The sequence below is a fragment of the Streptomyces sp. NRRL F-5123 genome, assembly GCF_000721495.1.
Lineage (GTDB): Bacteria > Actinomycetota > Actinomycetes > Streptomycetales > Streptomycetaceae > Actinacidiphila.
This window is the reverse complement of the sequence record NZ_JOHY01000043.1, coordinates 59175-74211: the sequence shown is the minus strand read 5'-3', so window position 1 is coordinate 74211 and position 15037 is coordinate 59175. Positions and strand designations below refer to the sequence as shown.

11 protein-coding genes and 2 pseudogenes are annotated in these 15037 nt (G+C 75.3%); 6 read left to right on the top strand and 7 right to left on the bottom strand.

What is annotated here, in order from left to right:
* Positions 1-145 precede the first annotated feature (145 nt).
* The 4 genes from IH54_RS0127780 to IH54_RS0127765 all read right to left on the bottom strand — a co-directional run bounded on the left by IH54_RS0127780 (position 146) and on the right by IH54_RS0127765 (position 5412).
* Positions 146-1651: an aldehyde dehydrogenase family protein gene (locus IH54_RS0127780; RefSeq protein WP_078862575.1), complete on the bottom strand. Its 1506-nt coding sequence runs from the start codon at positions 1649-1651 to the stop codon at positions 146-148.
* 157 nt (positions 1652-1808) lie between these two features.
* On the bottom strand, positions 1809-4046 hold the full coding sequence (locus IH54_RS0127775) for a molybdopterin oxidoreductase family protein (protein ID WP_031521930.1): 2238 nt from the start codon (positions 4044-4046) through the stop codon (positions 1809-1811).
* Between the two features lie 105 nt (positions 4047-4151).
* Positions 4152-4769 carry a TetR/AcrR family transcriptional regulator gene (locus IH54_RS0127770; protein WP_031521928.1) on the bottom strand — a complete coding sequence of 206 codons (618 nt, stop codon included), beginning with the start codon at positions 4767-4769 and terminating at the stop codon, positions 4152-4154.
* Between the two features lie 4 nt (positions 4770-4773).
* Entirely contained in the window at positions 4774-5412 is a 639-nt protein-coding gene (locus tag IH54_RS0127765) for a TetR/AcrR family transcriptional regulator (RefSeq protein WP_052397940.1), read from the bottom strand.
* 288 nt (positions 5413-5700) lie between these two features.
* On the opposite strand from IH54_RS0127765, the gene IH54_RS0127760 reads away from it, so the two are divergent.
* The 5 genes from IH54_RS0127760 (at position 5701) to IH54_RS0127740 (ending at position 11330) form a co-directional block, all read left to right on the top strand.
* A complete protein-coding gene (locus IH54_RS0127760) occupies positions 5701-7044 on the top strand; it encodes a DHA2 family efflux MFS transporter permease subunit (protein WP_159012088.1) in 1344 nt (447 codons plus the stop codon).
* Position 7045: 1 nt separating this feature from the next.
* Positions 7046-7786 (top strand): SGNH/GDSL hydrolase family protein, encoded by a 741-nt coding sequence (locus IH54_RS0127755; protein WP_052397939.1) that lies wholly within the window; start codon positions 7046-7048, stop codon positions 7784-7786.
* 171 nt (positions 7787-7957) lie between these two features.
* Positions 7958-9289, top strand: coding sequence for a homogentisate 1,2-dioxygenase (gene hmgA / locus IH54_RS0127750; protein ID WP_052397938.1), 1332 nt, complete (start codon positions 7958-7960; stop codon positions 9287-9289).
* On the top strand, positions 9286-10056 hold the full coding sequence (locus IH54_RS0127745) for a GntR family transcriptional regulator (protein WP_031521917.1): 771 nt from the start codon (positions 9286-9288) through the stop codon (positions 10054-10056). The genes hmgA and IH54_RS0127745 overlap by 4 nt, the downstream gene beginning before the upstream one ends.
* A gap of 14 nt (positions 10057-10070) precedes the next feature.
* Positions 10071-11330, top strand: coding sequence for a type ISP restriction/modification enzyme (locus IH54_RS0127740; RefSeq protein ID WP_031521915.1), 1260 nt, complete (start codon positions 10071-10073; stop codon positions 11328-11330).
* Positions 11331-11501: 171 nt separating this feature from the next.
* On the opposite strand, the gene IH54_RS0127735 is transcribed toward IH54_RS0127740, so the two are convergent.
* Positions 11502-11765: a hypothetical protein gene (locus IH54_RS0127735; RefSeq protein ID WP_031521913.1), complete on the bottom strand. Its 264-nt coding sequence runs from the start codon at positions 11763-11765 to the stop codon at positions 11502-11504.
* Between the two features lie 274 nt (positions 11766-12039).
* Between IH54_RS0127735 and IH54_RS0127730 the strand changes: the two are divergent.
* A pseudogene (locus IH54_RS0127730) lies at positions 12040-13116 on the top strand (DUF5925 domain-containing protein); the annotation flags it as partial.
* 172 nt (positions 13117-13288) lie between these two features.
* On the opposite strand, the gene IH54_RS0127725 reads toward IH54_RS0127730, so the two are convergent.
* Positions 13289-13669, bottom strand: coding sequence for a GntR family transcriptional regulator (locus IH54_RS0127725; RefSeq protein WP_031521908.1), 381 nt, complete (start codon positions 13667-13669; stop codon positions 13289-13291).
* A gap of 232 nt (positions 13670-13901) precedes the next feature.
* Positions 13902-14861, bottom strand: a pseudogene (locus IH54_RS0127720) (DNA polymerase Y family protein); the annotation flags it as partial.
* Positions 14862-15037: the final 176 nt, after the last annotated feature.

The following is a 15037-nucleotide window of genomic DNA, read 5'->3' as shown; positions in this document are numbered from 1 at the left end:
GCGGGCGGGCGGGCGGTGAGCCTACTGGTGCCGGGCGGCGGCCCGGTGCCTGCCGCGGGTGACGGCTTGTCGATGTGTCGACACAGGATCACCTCGGTGCGTACGGGCCGGGCCGCCGACCGGTACGGGGACGGCTCGGCAGGCGTCAGAACTGGAGCGACTTGGTCTGGAGGTATTCGGCGAGGCCGTGCGGCCCCAGTTCGCGGCCCACCCCGGACTGCTTGTAGCCGCCGAAGGGGGCCTGCGGGTTGAACCGGCCGCCGTTGATGTCGACCTGGCCGGTGTCCATGCGGCGGGCGAAGGCGACCGCGGCGTCCTCGTCCGCGCCCCATACGGCCCCGGCGAGGCCGTAGACCGTGCCGTTGGCGATGCGCAGCGCGTCCTCCTCGTCCTCGTAGCGGATCAGGACGACGACCGGGCCGAAGATCTCCTCCTGCGCGATCGCCATGTCCGGCGCGACGTCCGCGAAGACGGTGGGCCGGACGTAGTAGCCGCGCTCCAGGCCGTCCGGCGCTTCTGGGCCGCCCGCCACGACGCGGGCGCCCTCCTCGACGCCGCGCCGGATGTAGCCGCGGACGCGTTCGCGCTGCTTGGCGTTGACGACGGGGCCGAGGCGCTCGCCCGGTACGTACTTGGCGGTGGCGGCCGCGGCGATCGCCACGGCCTCGTCGTAGCGCTCGGCGTCGACCAGCATGCGCGTCCAGGCGCTGCACGTCTGGCCGGAGTTGGCGAAGACGTTGGCCAGGCCGACGTTGACGGCCCTGGCCAGATCGGCGCCGGGCAGGATGACGTTGGCGGACTTGCCGCCGAGTTCGAGTGCGACGCGCTTGACGGCGGATCCGGCCGCGGCGCCGATCTGCCGCCCGACGGCGGTGGAGCCGGTGAAGGACACCAGGTCGACGTCCGGGTGCTCGGCGAGCGCCTGGCCCGCGACCGGTCCGAGGCCGGTGATCAGGTTGAACGCCCCGGCGGGCAGCCCGGCCGCGGCCAGGATCTCCGCGAAGAGCTGCGCCACGAGCGGGGTGTCCTCGGCGGGCTTGAGCACCACCGTGCAGCCCGCGGCGAGCGCGGGGGCGACCTTGGCGACGATCTGGTGCAGCGGGTAATTCCACGGGGTGATCGCGCCCACGACGCCGACCGGCTCGTGCAGCACCCGGGAATTGCCGATGCGCTCCTCGAAGGGGCGGGTGGCTGCCAGTTCGGCGTATCCGGCCATCACGGCGGTGGGCAGGTCGGCGTGCACGGCTGCGGCGAAGGCGGGCGGCGCGCCGAGTTCGGCGGAGACGGTCGCGGCGATCTCCTCCCTGCGCGCGGCCAGCAGGTCGCGGGCGGCGGCGAGGACGGCCGCCCGCCCGGCGGGCGGGGTGGCGGCCCAGCCGGGGAGCGCGGCGCGGGCAGCCCGTACGGCGGTCTCCACATCCTGCCCGTCACCTGCCGGGACACGGCCGATGACCTGCTCGGTGGCCGGGTCGAGCACCTCGATGAGCCCCTCGCCTGCGGCGGGCCGCCACTCGCCGGCGACGAACACCGCCTCCCGCCCGGGGAAAACCCCTGCGGGGGCCCGTTCGCTCCCGCCGTCCGCCCCGCCCTGCGCCGGGCGGCTCGCGCCTGCCCCGTCCGCCACGCCGTCGGTCCGCCCGCCGTCAGCCATGCTCCACCTGCCGCCTTCCGAGTGCTTGCGTCCGGCACCCAAACTAGCGCCGATAGTTTTACGGTGCCAGGGCCTGCCTGCGCTCGTCCTGTCCGGCACACCCGGCGCGCCCGGGGGCGTACGCCCGCACCGCCTGCCACGGAGGCGGTGGACGGGGTCAGTCCGCCGCCTCCACGCGTATCGGGAAGCCGTTGAGCACCGCGGTGCCGGAGAGCGGGTCGAGGCGGGTGCCGTCGAGGAGCTGGTTGACGTTCGCCCCCGGGGTGCGGGAGGCGGCCGACAGCCGGGTGCCGGTGCGGTCGTGGCCCCAGCCGTGCGGCAGGCTCAGCACGCCGGGGCGCAGGGTGTCGGTGATCTCGACCTGGACGGTGATCTCGCCGCCGTCGCCCTTGATCCTGGCCGGCGCGCCGTCGGCGAGGCCGAGCCGGGCGGCGTCGTCGGGGTGCAGCTGCGCGGTGCAGCGGTTGCTGCCGCCGGTCAGAACCGGCACATTGTGCATCCAGCTGTTGTTGGACCGCAGGTGGCGGCGCCCGATGAGCACCAGGTTCCCCGCGTCTCCGCCGTGTGCCACGGCGTCGCGCAGCCGCGGCACGTCGGCAGCCAACGGCGGCGCCACCAGCTCCAGGGTGCCGGAGGCGGTGCGGAGCACCTGGGGCAGCCGGGGGCGCAGCGCCCCGAGGTCGATGCCGTGCGGGCGCTCCAGGACCCGGGCGAGGGTCAGCCCTTCCGGTGCCGCGCCGAAGCCGTCGCCGTAGGGGCCGAGCCGCAGCATCATGTCGAGCCGCCGCTCGTATCCGGTGCGTCCCGCCAGTTGCGCGGCCAGTTCGGCCGTCTCACGGCCGTGCACCGGCGATTGCGGGTCGGCGGTCTCGGCTCCGAGGCGGCGGGCGACCGCCTGGGCGTCCACGGCGGCGGGGTCGGCGTCCGGCCCGCCCTCTCCGAGGACGGCGAGGATCAGCCGGGCCAGGATCTCGGGCTCGTCCATGGCGCCTTCGGCGAGCGGCACCGCGGGCGGGCTGTAGCGGACGGTGTTGCGCACCGCGAGCGTGCTGAAGGCGAAGTCGTAGTGCGCGCTCTGCGCGGGCGGCGGGGGCGGCAGGACGACGTCGGCGTGCCGCGAGGTCTCGTTGAGATACGGGTCGACGCTGACCATGAAGTCCAGGCCGGCCAGGGCCCGGTCGAGGCGCAGCCCGTCGGGCGCGGAGAGCACGGGGTTGGCGGCGACGACGACCAGGGCGCGCAGCCGCCCCTCCCCCGGCGTGTCGATCTCCTCGGCCAGGGCCACGGCAGGCAGCTCGCCCTTGGTCTCCGGGTGGCCGGCGACCCGGCTGTGCCAGCGGCCGGTCCTGAAGCCCTTGCCGGGCTGCGGCGGCCGGGGCGCCCGTGCGGTCGCCGACAGCGGGAACATCGCACCGCCGGGCCGGTCCAGATTGCCGGTCAGGATGTTGAGCACGTCCACCAGCCAGCTGGTGAGGGTGCCGAATTCGACGGCGGTACTGCCGAGCCGCCCGTACACGGCGGCCTTCTCCGCCGCGGCCAGCTCCCGGGCGAGGCCGCGGATGTCGGCGGCGGGCACGTCGCAGTAGGCGGCGACGGCCTCGGGCGGGAAATCCGCGGCAAGGGCACGCAGTTCGTCCAGGCCGGACAGATACGGCGTCAGGTCGCCGGGGTCGGCGAGCCCTTCGGCGAGGATCACCTGGACCATGGCGAGCAGCAGCGCGGCGTCCGTGCCCGGCCGCGGGGCGATGTGCCGGTCGGCGACCCGGGCGGTCCTGGTGCGGTGCGGGTCGATCACGGTGAGCCGCCCGCCGCGCCGCCGCAGCGCCCGGAGCTTGCCGGGGAAGTCGGCGGCGGTGGCCAGGCTGCCGTTGGAGACCAGCGGGTTGGCGCCGATCAGCAGCAGGTGGCCGGTGCGGTCCAGGTCCGGCACCGGGATGGCGTCGGGGTCGCCGAAGAGGTAGCCGCAGCTCACGTGTTTGGGCATCTGGTCGAGCGTGCTGGCGGTGAAGACGGAGCGGGTGCGCAGCGCGGCCACCAGTTGCCCCGGGTAGAGGCCCCCGGCCATCGTGTGGACGTTGGGGTTGCCCAGGACGACGCCGACCGCCTCACCGCCGTACGGGCCGCTGACGCCGCCGATGCCGACCGCGACCGCCGCGAAGGCCTCGGCCCAGGTGGCCGGTTCCAGCACGCCGTCGCGGCGGATCAGCGGGCGGGTGAGCCGGTCGGGGTCGGCGTCCAGCGCGCCGAAGGAGGCGCCCTTGGGGCAGACGAACCCGGCGCTGAAGACGTCCTCGCGGTCGCCGCGGGCGTGCGTGACCCGTCCCCCGTCGACGGTCAGGACGAGGCCGCAGGTGGCCTCGCAGAGCGGGCAGATGCGCAGGGCGGTCCGGGTCATCGGTGCCCCTTCCTCTCCTCGGCGACGTCGGCGAGTGTCGTCCTCGACACTACCCAGCGGTACTGACAACGGCACCGTCCCGCGGGGCGCGGCCCGTCGCCGCGGTCAGTCCAGGACCGTCGCGAGGTAGGCGAGCAGCAGCGCCTTGGTCTCGGCGACGAGCTGCGGATCGCCCGCCGGGTCGGTGCGGAAGGCCAGTTGCAGCGCGGCGTCCGCGGCCTCGACGGCGACCGTCAGCGCCATGCGCAGCCGCGGGTCGGCGGGGTCGGTGGTGAGGCGGTCGCCGAGCAGCGCGGGCAACCGCTCGGCGAGGTCGTGGTTGGTCTCGCCGGGCACCCCGAAGTCCAGCAGCGCGAAGCCGGGGGCGGTGCGCTTCATGGCGGTGTACTCGTCGACCAGCACCTCGACGGCGGAGCGCCAGCCGCTCGCGGCGCCGGGCGCGTCGAGCCGGGCGGCGGTCCTGGCCAGGAACTCGTCGAGGTTGCGGTGCGCGAGGGCGTCGGCCATCGCGCGCTTGTCGGCGAAGAAGCGGTAGACCGAGCCGATCGGCACCCCGGCGCGGGCGGCGACGGCCCTGGTGCTGAGCCGTTCGTAGCCGCCCTCGTCGAGCAGCCGCGCGCAGGCGTCGAGGATGCGCTCCAGCCGTTCGGTGCTGCGCTGCTGGACGGGCGTGCGGCGCAGGAGGCTGCTGTCCGCGCCCGGTTGGCCGCCGTCGCCCGCCATCCGGTCAGCTCCCGGCGGCGAGGGCGTCGAAGAGCCGGCGCAGGTCGGTGAGCGCGTCGTCCAGCGCGGCCCGCGGGTCGCCGGCGCGGGCGATGGCCATCGCGCTCTCGCTCAGGCCGCCGTAGAGCAGCGAGGTCAGCGGGTCTGCCGGGCGGTCGGGGAGCGCCCCCTTGCGGATGGCGCGGGCGACTCCCCTGCGGGTCAGCTCGCGGCAGTTGTCGTCGAGGTCGCGCATCGCCTCCCAGCCGAGGGCGCCGGGCGCGTCGAGGAGCGTGATGCGCTGCACGCCGGGGTCGAGCGACGCCTCCAGGTAGGCGCGGCAGCCTTCGAGGACGGCACCCCACGGGTCGGTGACGGTGCGGTAGGCGGCGGTGATCCGCTCGTTGAGGCGTTCCTGCTCGCGGGCGTAGACGGCCGCGAAGAGCTGCTTCTTGCCCGAGAAATGGTGGTAGAGGGCGCCTTTGGTCACTCCGGCGCGCTCGCAGACCGCGTCCAGGGAGGTGGTGGCGTATCCGGCCGTCGCGAAGAGGGCGCGAGCGGCGGCCAGCAGGTCCTCGACCGTCGCGTCCGAGCGCTCCTGCTGCGTCGGGCGCGCCCGGGGCTGCCCCGCGCCGTGTCCGGTCGCCGTACGCGCTGTCGTCACGGCCGTCCTCCTGTCCTGCCCGCCTTGCCGCGCGTGTCGGCGCGGCGCCGCCCCCGTCCGTGTCGGATCCGTGCTCCCACCCTAGCCAACGGCACCGCTTGACAGTCACATACCTACGGTATGTATGTTGCGTACCGCAGGTATGTTTCTTTGCCGAGCCCAAGGAAGGCCATGTCTCCTCCAGCCGGTTCCTCAAGTCCCTCCGCCCCCGCCGCCGGCACGTCCGCCGGCCCGGAAAGCGCGGCCCGGCCGCCCGCAGGCGGCAGCTCCCCGGCGAGACCGGGCACCGTGCTGCTGCTCAGTGCCGGTGCGACCTTCATCGCGTTCCTCGACACCACCGTCGTCAACGTCGCCTTTCCCGACCTGGCCGAGAGCTTCCCCGCGGACAAGGTCTCCGACCTGTCGTGGGTGGTCAGCAGCTACGCCGTGCTCTTCGCGGCGCTGCTGACCCCGGCCGGGCGTATCGCCGACGCCTTCGGCCGCAAGAAGCTCTTCCTGGCCTCGCTCACCGGCTTCACGCTCACCTCCGCGCTGTGCGCGGTCGCGCAGAACCTGCCGCTGCTGATCACCGCCCGCGCCCTGCAAGGGGCCACAGCGGCAGGCATGATCCCGGCCGCGCTCGGGCTGCTGCTCGCCACGACCCCGCCGCAGCGCCTCCCCGCGGCCATAGGCGCATGGGGAGCGGCCGGATCCATGGCCACGGCGGCGGGCCCCGCGCTCGGCGGCGTCCTGGTCGACGCCTTCGGCTGGCGCGCGGTCTTCCTGATCAACGTCCCCGTCGGAGCCGCCCTCGTCCTGGCGGGTCTGCGGGGCCTGCCGGAACGGACCGGTACGCAGCGGCAGCTGCCCGACCCGCTGGGCACGACCGCCGTCACCGCGGGCATCGCGCTGCTGGTGCTGGGGCTGACCAAGGGCAGCGACTGGGGCTGGGGCGAGACCGCCACCGTGGCGAGCGTCGCCGGCGGCGCGGCACTGATCGCGCTCGCGCTCCTGCGGTCCGCGCGTCACCGCGTACCCGCCGTCGAGATCTCGCTCTTCCGCAACCCGACCTTCGCGGTGTCGTCGGCCGCCGCGGCCTTCACCGGGGCGGCGCTCTTCGCGTGGCTGCTCAGCAGCCCGCTGTTCCTCACCACGGTGTGGCACTACTCGGTGCTCAAGGCCGGTTTCGCCGTCACCCCCGGCGCCCTCACCTCGGCGGTCGCCGCCGTCGCGGTCGGCAGACGGGCCAAGCCGCACCAGCTGCCCGCGGTGGTCGCGGTGTCCATGGCGGCATTCGCCGCGGCCGGCGTCTGGATGTATCTCGGCCTGGGGGCGGATGCCCGCTTCCTTTCCCTGTGGCTGCCGATGGGCCTGGTCGGCGGCGCGGCCTTCGGCGGCGCGCTGACCGCGCTCTCGACGGCGGCGGCCCGGTCCCTGCCTCCGCAGCAGTTCGCCTCCGGGGTCGGCATGACGACGACGGCCCGGCAGCTGGGCGGCTCGCTCGGCGTCGCCGCCACCGCGTCGGTGATCGCCGCACACGGCATGGCCGGGCCGCAGGCCTACCGCGACGTCTTCCTCGTCTGCGCGCTGCTGGCCGCGGGCGCCGCCGCGGTGGGCCTGGCCATGGCCCGCACCCTCCCGAAGGAGTCCTGACGTGGACCGCACGCACGACCCCCACGCCGGATCCTCCGGCGCGGGCGGCCATCCCGCTGAGGCCGCCGACCCGCACTGCCTCGGCGAGGGCGAGGGCGGCGCGCTGCTGCGCGGGGCGCCCTGGCGGCGCTTCGCGGTGCTGGGCGACAGCCTCGCCGAGGGCCTGGGCGATCCGCTCCCGGGCTACCGCACGGCGTCCTGGGCCGATCGCACCGCGGAGGCGCTGCGCTCGGCCGCGCCTGGTCTGGAGTATCTGAACCTCGGGGTCCGCGGGCTGACGACCGCCCAGGTGCGGGCGGGGCAGACCGGGCGGGCCGCCGCCTTCGCGCCCGACCTGGTGGCCGTGGTCTGCGGCGGCAACGACCTGCTGCTGCCGGGCTTCTCCCCCGACGCGGTCGCCGCCGAGATGGATCTGCTCTTCGGCGGCCTCTGCGCTCCGGGCACCACCGTCTTCACCTTCTCGCTGCTCAACGTCACCGCCGCCGTGCCCGAGCTGCGCGGCGGCCCGCTGGAGGACGGCCTGGCGGTCCTGGGCGGCATCGTGCGCGCGACCGCGAAGCGCCACGGGGCGCTGGTGGTCGAGATGTACGGCCACCCGGCGGCCGGCGACCGCGACCTCTACAGCGCCGACCTCGTCCACGCCTCGGCGCGCGGCCACGCGGTGATCGCGGCGGCGGTGCTGCGGGAACTGGGCGCGGCGGTCCGGGAGGCCCCGAGCCGCGCAGGTCCGGCACCGGTCTGACAGCCGCAGGGGCCCCGGACCGAGCCGACCGACGGGAGGGCCGGCGGGACGTGACCCGGGCGTACGGGGGTCGCCCGGGGTTGTCCACAGGCTCCCGGGGCGAGGGTTGCCGTCCTGATTCCTATGGCTCAGCATAGGAATCAGGACGGCAACGCGAACGGGGAGCGCACCATGGACGACTTCGGCAGGGAAGACCTCGGCGGCGACGGGGCGGGCAAGGGGCTCGACTACTCGCCGGGCTTCGGCAACGAGCACAGCAGCGAGGCAGTGCCCGGCGCCCTCCCGGTGGGACGGAACGCCCCGCAGCGCGCGCCGTTCGGGCTGTACGCCGAGCAGCTGAGCGGCACCGCCTTCACCGAGCCGCGCGCGCACAACCGGCGCAGCTGGCTGTACCGGATCCGGCCCTCGGCCGCGCATCCCCCCTTCCACCGGGTGCCGAACGGCACACTGCGCAGCGGCCCGTTCCAGGACGTCGAGCCCGACCCCAACCGGCTGCGCTGGGGCCCGCTGCCGCTGCCCGAGGAGCCGACCGACTTCGTGCAGGGCCTGGTCACGGTCGGTGGCAACGGCGACGTGCTGCGCCGCGAGGGCATCGGCATCCACTGGTACGGCGCCAACCGCTCGATGAGCGGGCGGGTGTTCTCCAGCTCGGACGGCGAGTTCCTGATCGTGCCGCAGCAGGGCGCGCTGCTGCTGCGGACGGAGTTCGGGCGGCTGCGGGCCGAGCCGGGCCAGGTCGCGCTGATCCCGCGCGGTGTCCGCTTCGCGGTCGACGTGCCGGTCGGCACCGCCCGCGGCTACGTGTGCGAGAACTACGGCCGCCCCTTCCAGCTCCCCGAACTGGGCCCGATCGGCGCCAACGGGCTCGCCAACGCGCGTGATTTCCTCGCCCCCGTCGCCGCGTACGAGGACGGGGACGAGGAGACGGACGTCGTCAACAAGTTCGGCGGCAATCTGTGGTCGGCGCGCTACGACCACTCGCCGCTCGACGTGGTGGCCTGGCACGGCAGCCATGTGCCGTATCTGTACGACCTGCGCCGCTTCAACGTGCTGGGGTCGATCAGCTACGACCACCCGGATCCGTCGATCTTCACGGTGCTGACGTCGCCCTCCGACACCCCGGGCCTGGCCGGTGCGGATTTCGTGGTCTTCGCGCCGCGCTGGCTGGTCGGCGAGGACACCTTCCGCCCGCCGTACTTCCACCGCAACGTGATGTCGGAGTTCATGGGCCTGATCGAGGGCGCCTACGACGCCAAGGCGGAGGGCTTCGTGCCCGGCGGCGCCTCGCTGCACAACATGATGTCCGCGCACGGCCCCGACCGGACCACCTTCGACCGGGCCAGCACCGCCGAGTTGACACCCCAGCGGGTGGACGACGGGCTGGCGTTCATGTTCGAGACGCGCTGGCCGGTCGTGCCCACCGAGTTCGCCCTGTCCGCCGGTCACCGGCAGCCGGCCTACGACGCGGTGTGGGAGGGCCTTGAGAGAAACTTCCGGCTGTGACCTCCTCCGCTTCTCCCTCCGCTTCTCCCTTCGCTCCGGACTCCCTGGTCCTGAACCGCAAGCTGCCGCTGTGGTACCAGGTCTCGCAGTCGCTGCGCGCGTCGATACTGGGCCGCCGCCAGGACGACCCGCTGCGGCTGCCGACCGAGGACGCCCTCGCCGGGCACTACGGGGTGAGCGTGCTCACCATGCGGCAGGCGCTCAAGGAACTGGAGGACGAGGGCCTGATCTCCCGGCACCGCAAGCGGGGGACGTTCATCGAGCCGACGGCGCTGCGCGGCGCCCCGGTGCGGCTGCTCGGCTCGGTCGACGCGATCGTGGCCCAGCAGTCCGGCGGGCGCACCGCGGTCTTCCAGCACGGCCCGGCGTCGCTGCCGCCCGAGGTCCGCGAGCACTTCCCGGGGCTGGACGAGGCGGTGGCCTTCCGCCGGCTGCGCTGCGACGAGCAGGGCGAGCCGACCAACTGGGCGGAGAACTTCCTCCGTCCGGAGACCGCCGCGGGGATCGACCTGGCCGATCTGGAGCGCTGGCCGATGACCAAGGTACTCAAGGACGTGCTGGGGGTGCGGATCAGCCGGATCACCGACACGGTGGAGGCGCGGCTGGCCGATCCTGAGACCGCCCGGCTGCTGCGGGTGCCGCTGCTCAGCCCGATCCTGCACTACACGGGAGTCACCTACGACGAGTCGGGGCAGGCTGTGGACGTTGTACGGATCCACTACCGGGGAGACCGCTTCTCCTTCACCGTGACGATGGAGGCGCGCTGAGCGGCGTCAGTAGCATGCGTGCGGTGAGCGACAACGCGCCTCTGCTGCACGACCTGATGCCCTGGTCCGTGCGTCCGCTGCGCATCGGCCGCGGCTGGCCGGTGGCGCCGGACGCCGCGACGCTGCGGGCCCGCTGGGCGCTGTTCACGGCGGCGGGCGAGGAGGAGCGGGAGGAGCTGCTGCATCCCAGCCGGGCGCGCGGGCTGCACAGCAGGGTCGGGCAGTTGCCCGGGCACCGCACGGCGACCACGGCCCTGGCGCGCGAGGAAGGGCCGTGCCCCGAGCCGGTGCTGATCGCGCACGGGGCCTACGACCGGCAGTGGCTGATACCGGATCACCGGCTGGTGGACACCGCCCGGCCGGAGCTGTGGCGGGTGCTGGACGGGCATCAGGTCTTCGCGGTGGAGCAGGCGTTCCTGCCCGAGGTGGGCGAGCCGCCGGTGTCGTTCGCCGCGCTGCTGCCCGACGGCCGCTCCCCGGCGGGCCGTCCGGGCCGGATCCGCCCGCTGTTCCGGCAGCCGGGCGGCCGGGATCCAAATCTCGCGCCGGGCCTGCTGGAGGCGCTGTCCGCGGCGTACGGGGCCGGGGCCACGCCGTACGACGTGCTGGCCTGGGTCGCGGCCGCCGGGTACGCCGCGCCCGAGGGCTGCCGCGTGCCCTTGCCCGCGGGCCCGGAGCAGTGGCGGGCCGGGGTCGCGCTGGGCGAGCGGCTGGTGTGGCTGCACACCCGCGGCGCCCGCTACGCCGACCCGGCCGCGGGCCGCGACCGCGGCGGGCCCCGGCTGCCCGGCGGCAGCCGTCCCTACGTCCGCGCGCCGCTGCCCGCGGCCCCCGGGCCGGGCGAGCTGGAGTACGACCCGGAGCGGCGCGAGCTGCGGATCGGCGCGGGCCGCGTCTCGCCCGTCTCCCCCGCCGCGTGGCAGCGCACGGCCGGCGGGGTGCGGGTCCTGGAGGCGTGGTGGGAGCGGCGTACGGCACCGGGCGCGCCCGGCTCGCTGGAGGCGCTGCGCCCGCCGCCGTGGACCAGGTCCAGCACCTCGGAGCTGCTGGAGACGATCAGCGTGCTGACCCTGCTCGCCGAGCTGGACGCCGAACGCCGGGAGCTGGCCCGCAGCCTGGCCCCGGAGCAGGGACAGGAACAGGGTCGGGGCGGCCTGGGCACGGCGGCGCTGCGGGACGCGGGGGTGCTGCCGGTGCCGACGGCCAGGCGCCACCCCGCGTCCGTACTCGACCACCGGGAAGAGGGTCCTGACGGGCAGTTCGCGCTGGTGTGAGCGCTCCGGGCGGGCGGGGAGAGTGCGGCCCGGGGCGCCGGTCGGCCCGCGGGGAGAGTCGGGCGCGGCTGGGCGCAGGCGAGGGGGAGGAGGGCACGCCGACGCCCGGCCGCCGCGTCCGCGAACCGGCACCGTACGCGGCAGCGGCTGCTCAGCGGCAGCGGAAGGCGGTCAGCGGCGGTTGCCGAACAGCGACCTGCGCAGCCGGCGCAGCGGGGCGAAGAGCGAGACCCGGGCACTGCGGTTGGCCGTGGCGTGGCCCACGGGACGCGAGGTCAGCTCGCGCATCAGCACGGTCGCCTCCTCGGCCTCGCGCTGGGGTACGGCGGGGCCGGCCAGTATCGACAGATGCCGGTCGAGCCGGGCGCTGGACGCACCCGTTCCCGCATTGATGGCAGGCACTCTCGGCCTGCCGCGCATCGCTATCTGTTCCATGACTCTCCCCACCCTGACGAGGGCTCCCGGCCCGGGCAGGCTAAACCCTATCGCCCCGCCGCGTCACCCGTGCATCCCCCGTCCGACCATGATGCCCGATTCACCACCGCTTCAAGGGTGTTGACGCCCCCTCGGCCGTGCCCCGCACCGTCGCCCACCACGGTACCCGCCGGTCGGGGGTGCGCGCGCGGCCGACCGGGAGGGCCACCGGGGCCCGCCGCAAGGATCCGAAAAGCACTGGGCCGATCGGGTGGTTCTGACGGATCATGGCCTCATGTCCGTGACATACGGCGAGCCGAGGAGGCACGTGCCGCCCACCACTCCAGCAGCATCGGCAGCGGAGTCAGGCCCCGGCGCAAAGTCGGACGCGGGCCCGGGCGCGGGCCCGGACGCAGGTCCGACCGCACCGCACCGCGCCCTCCCCCTCCAGATGGGCCTCGACGACGGCGACTCGCTCTCCGACGTGGTCGACGCCCTCTTCGTGGGCCGCTTCGCCGCCGGCGAGCAGCCGTTCGCGCGCGGCGCCGCGCTGGACAGCGTCAAGCCCGGCCGCACCCTGCTGCCCCCGGACGCCACCGTGCTGCGGCAGGCCCGCGCCAAGGACCGCAGCGCCACGCTCGCCGAGGGGGACGGCTGGACGGTCCTGGTCTCGCGCTGGAGCCGCGGCGCCGACGTCACGGTGACCGCCGTGACCGACGAGCTGGCCGAGAAGGTCCTCGGCTCGGCCGTGGACGGCGCGGAGGACACCCCGGAACCGGAGCCGGAGAGCGTCACCATGGGCTTCTGGTACGTCTCGCAGCGCCGCGGCCCGCACCGTACGGCCCGGCAGATCACCGCCGCGCCGTGGGAGGAGCTGCGCGGCAACTACACCGCGAAGGTCGCCGAGGCGATGGACGGGCTGATGAAGCTCGGCGTCGACGACATCACCGGCCGGCTGCTGCTGCTCCACGGCCCGCCCGGCACGGGCAAGACATCGGCGCTGCGCACGCTGGCCCGCTCGTGGCGGGACTGGTGCCAGGTCGACTGCGTGCTGGATCCCGAGCGGCTGTTCAACGACATCGGCTATCTGATGGACATCGCGATCGGCGAGGACGAGGGCGCCTCCGGCGGCCGCTGGCGCCTGCTGCTGCTGGAGGACTGCGACGAGCTGATCCGCGGCCAGGCCAAGCACGCCGCGGGCCAGGCCCTCTCCCGGCTGCTCAACCTCACCGACGGTCTGCTCGGCCAGGGCCGCAACGTCCTGGTGGGCATCACCACCAACGAGGACCTGGAGCGCCTGCACCCCGCGGTCGTCCGCCCCGGCCGCTGCCTGGCCAGGATCGAGGTCGGCCCCCTCACCCGCGAGGAGGCGACCGGGAGGGTTCACCGGCTTGCGACGCCCGGCACGGCACCTCGCTGCGTTGCCGCATCGACCGAGTAGGCCCACTACGAGGCCGATCCGGCGCCTTGCGATGCACCGCACCGGACGCCGCAAGCTACCGGCAAACCCTCCCGGTCACAGCACTAGCCCGCAAGATCAACGGTCACGCCCCGGCGTCACCGTACGCCGCGCGCAGCGCCTCCTCGACGGCGGCGAGCGAGGCCGGCCGGTCCAGCCCGAGGCGGCGGGCCCGGTCGACGTAAGCGGCGGCCGCGGCAGCGACCTCCCGGGTCCGGGCGTCGGCGGCGGCGACGTACGTGCCGTGCCGGCCCCGGGTCTCGATCACCCCGTCGGCCTCCAGCGCCCGGTAGGCCTTGGCGACCGTGTTGGCCGCCAGCCCCGACCGGTCGGCCAGCCCCCGCACGGTGGGCAGCTTGTAGCCGACCGGCAGCCTGCCGGACCGCGCCTCGTCCGCGATCTGCCCGCGCAACTGCTCGTACGGCGGTACGGCCGAGGCCGCGTCGATGGTGATCTCCAGCGTCATACCGGGGATCCTGGCACAGCCCCGCCCGGGGCCGAGGATTTCAGAGCGCGAAGTCCTCGGCCGCCTCCCGGGTCTCCTCGCCGTCGTCACCGTCGGCCTTCGCCGCCGGGGAGGCGGTCGGCACGCCACGCCGCCGACTGCCTGTCCCCCCGGGGGCGGCATCTGCCGACTGCCGGCCGCGGACACTCTCCACCGGCCCGGATCCGGCAGACCCCGCGCCCGGCGGCTCCGGGCCCGCGAGCGTGGCCGGCAGGACGGCGGTGGGACCGAAGCGGTGGCGGGCGCGGTCGGCGGCCGCCTCCAGGGCGCGGGCGCGGTCGGCGGCGGGGTCCATGCTGAGCTGGCGGTGGGCGGCCTCGCGGGGGGCGAGGCGGTCGGCGCGCAGGGCGAGGGAGCGTACCCGGGCGCGCTGCAGGCCCAGCGAGGCGAGGATGCCGAGGGCCGCGGCCGCCAGGTCGGGCGAGTGGTCGGTGGGTTCGGGCAGGGCGCGGGTCCGGGTGGTGGAACTGCGGTCGGCGTAGCGGACGGTGAGGGTGAGGCCGCCGGTGACCTGGCGTTCGGCCCGCAGCCGGCGGCCGAGCTGCTCGGCGAGGCCGAGGACGCCCTGGTGGTGCCGGCCGGGGTCCAGGCAGTCCCGCTCGTAGCGGAGGTCGGCGGCCAGCTGGGCCGCGGGCGCCTGGGGGGTGACCGGGCGGGGGTCGCGGCCTCGGGCGCGTTCGGCCAGCAGCCGGGCGGGGCCCGCGCCCAGGATGCGCTGGAGGGTCGCCGGGGGCAGGTCGGCGACCTGGCCGACGGTGTGCAGACCGTAGCGGCCGAGGGCGGCGGCGGTGGCTTGGCCGACGCCGGGCAGCGCGGTCAGCGGGCGAGGGCGCAGCCAGCGGTCCATGGCGTCCTGGTCGCGCGGGATCTGCGTGGTCTGCCGCGGCTCCGACGCCGCCGCCATCGCGGCGAGCATCCGGTTGCCCGCGAGACCGGCGCTGCTCGCGATGCCGTACATCGCCATGAGCCGCATCCGGGCCATCTGGAGCAGGGCGTAGGGGTCCTTGCCGAAGTAGCGCAGTGCCGAGGTCAGGTCGAGCTGGACGGCGTCGGGCGGGAAGGCCTGGACGTGCGGGGTGATGTCGCCGAGCAGGGCCAGCGCGGCGGCGTAGCGCCCGTCGTCGAGCGTGCCGTGCAGCCGCAGATGGGCGATGTGCCGCGGGCGCGGACCGGCGGGGCCCTTGCGGACGGCGGACGGCGGAAAGGGCTCGGGGCCGGGCCCGTGACCGGGTCCCTGCCGGCCCGGGGGCGGCGGCGCGGAAGTCTCCGGCGGAGTGCCCCGCGTCTCCGGGCGGAGCCCCGGGCGCGGCCCCCTGCGCGCCTCGGGAC

Coding starts and splice junctions, on each gene's coding strand:
- hmgA (WP_052397938.1), top strand. CDS start 7,958: ATGGACGACTTCGGCAGGGAAGACCTCGGCGGCGACGGGGCGGGCAAG.
- IH54_RS0127770 (WP_031521928.1), bottom strand. CDS start 4,769: ATGGCGGGCGACGGCGGCCAACCGGGCGCGGACAGCAGCCTCCTGCGC.
- IH54_RS0127735 (WP_031521913.1), bottom strand. CDS start 11,765: ATGGAACAGATAGCGATGCGCGGCAGGCCGAGAGTGCCTGCCATCAAT.
- IH54_RS0127740 (WP_031521915.1), top strand. CDS start 10,071: ATGCGTGCGGTGAGCGACAACGCGCCTCTGCTGCACGACCTGATGCCC.
- IH54_RS0127780 (WP_078862575.1), bottom strand. CDS start 1,651: ATGGCTGACGGCGGGCGGACCGACGGCGTGGCGGACGGGGCAGGCGCG.
- IH54_RS0127775 (WP_031521930.1), bottom strand. CDS start 4,046: ATGACCCGGACCGCCCTGCGCATCTGCCCGCTCTGCGAGGCCACCTGC.
- IH54_RS0127725 (WP_031521908.1), bottom strand. CDS start 13,669: ATGACGCTGGAGATCACCATCGACGCGGCCTCGGCCGTACCGCCGTAC.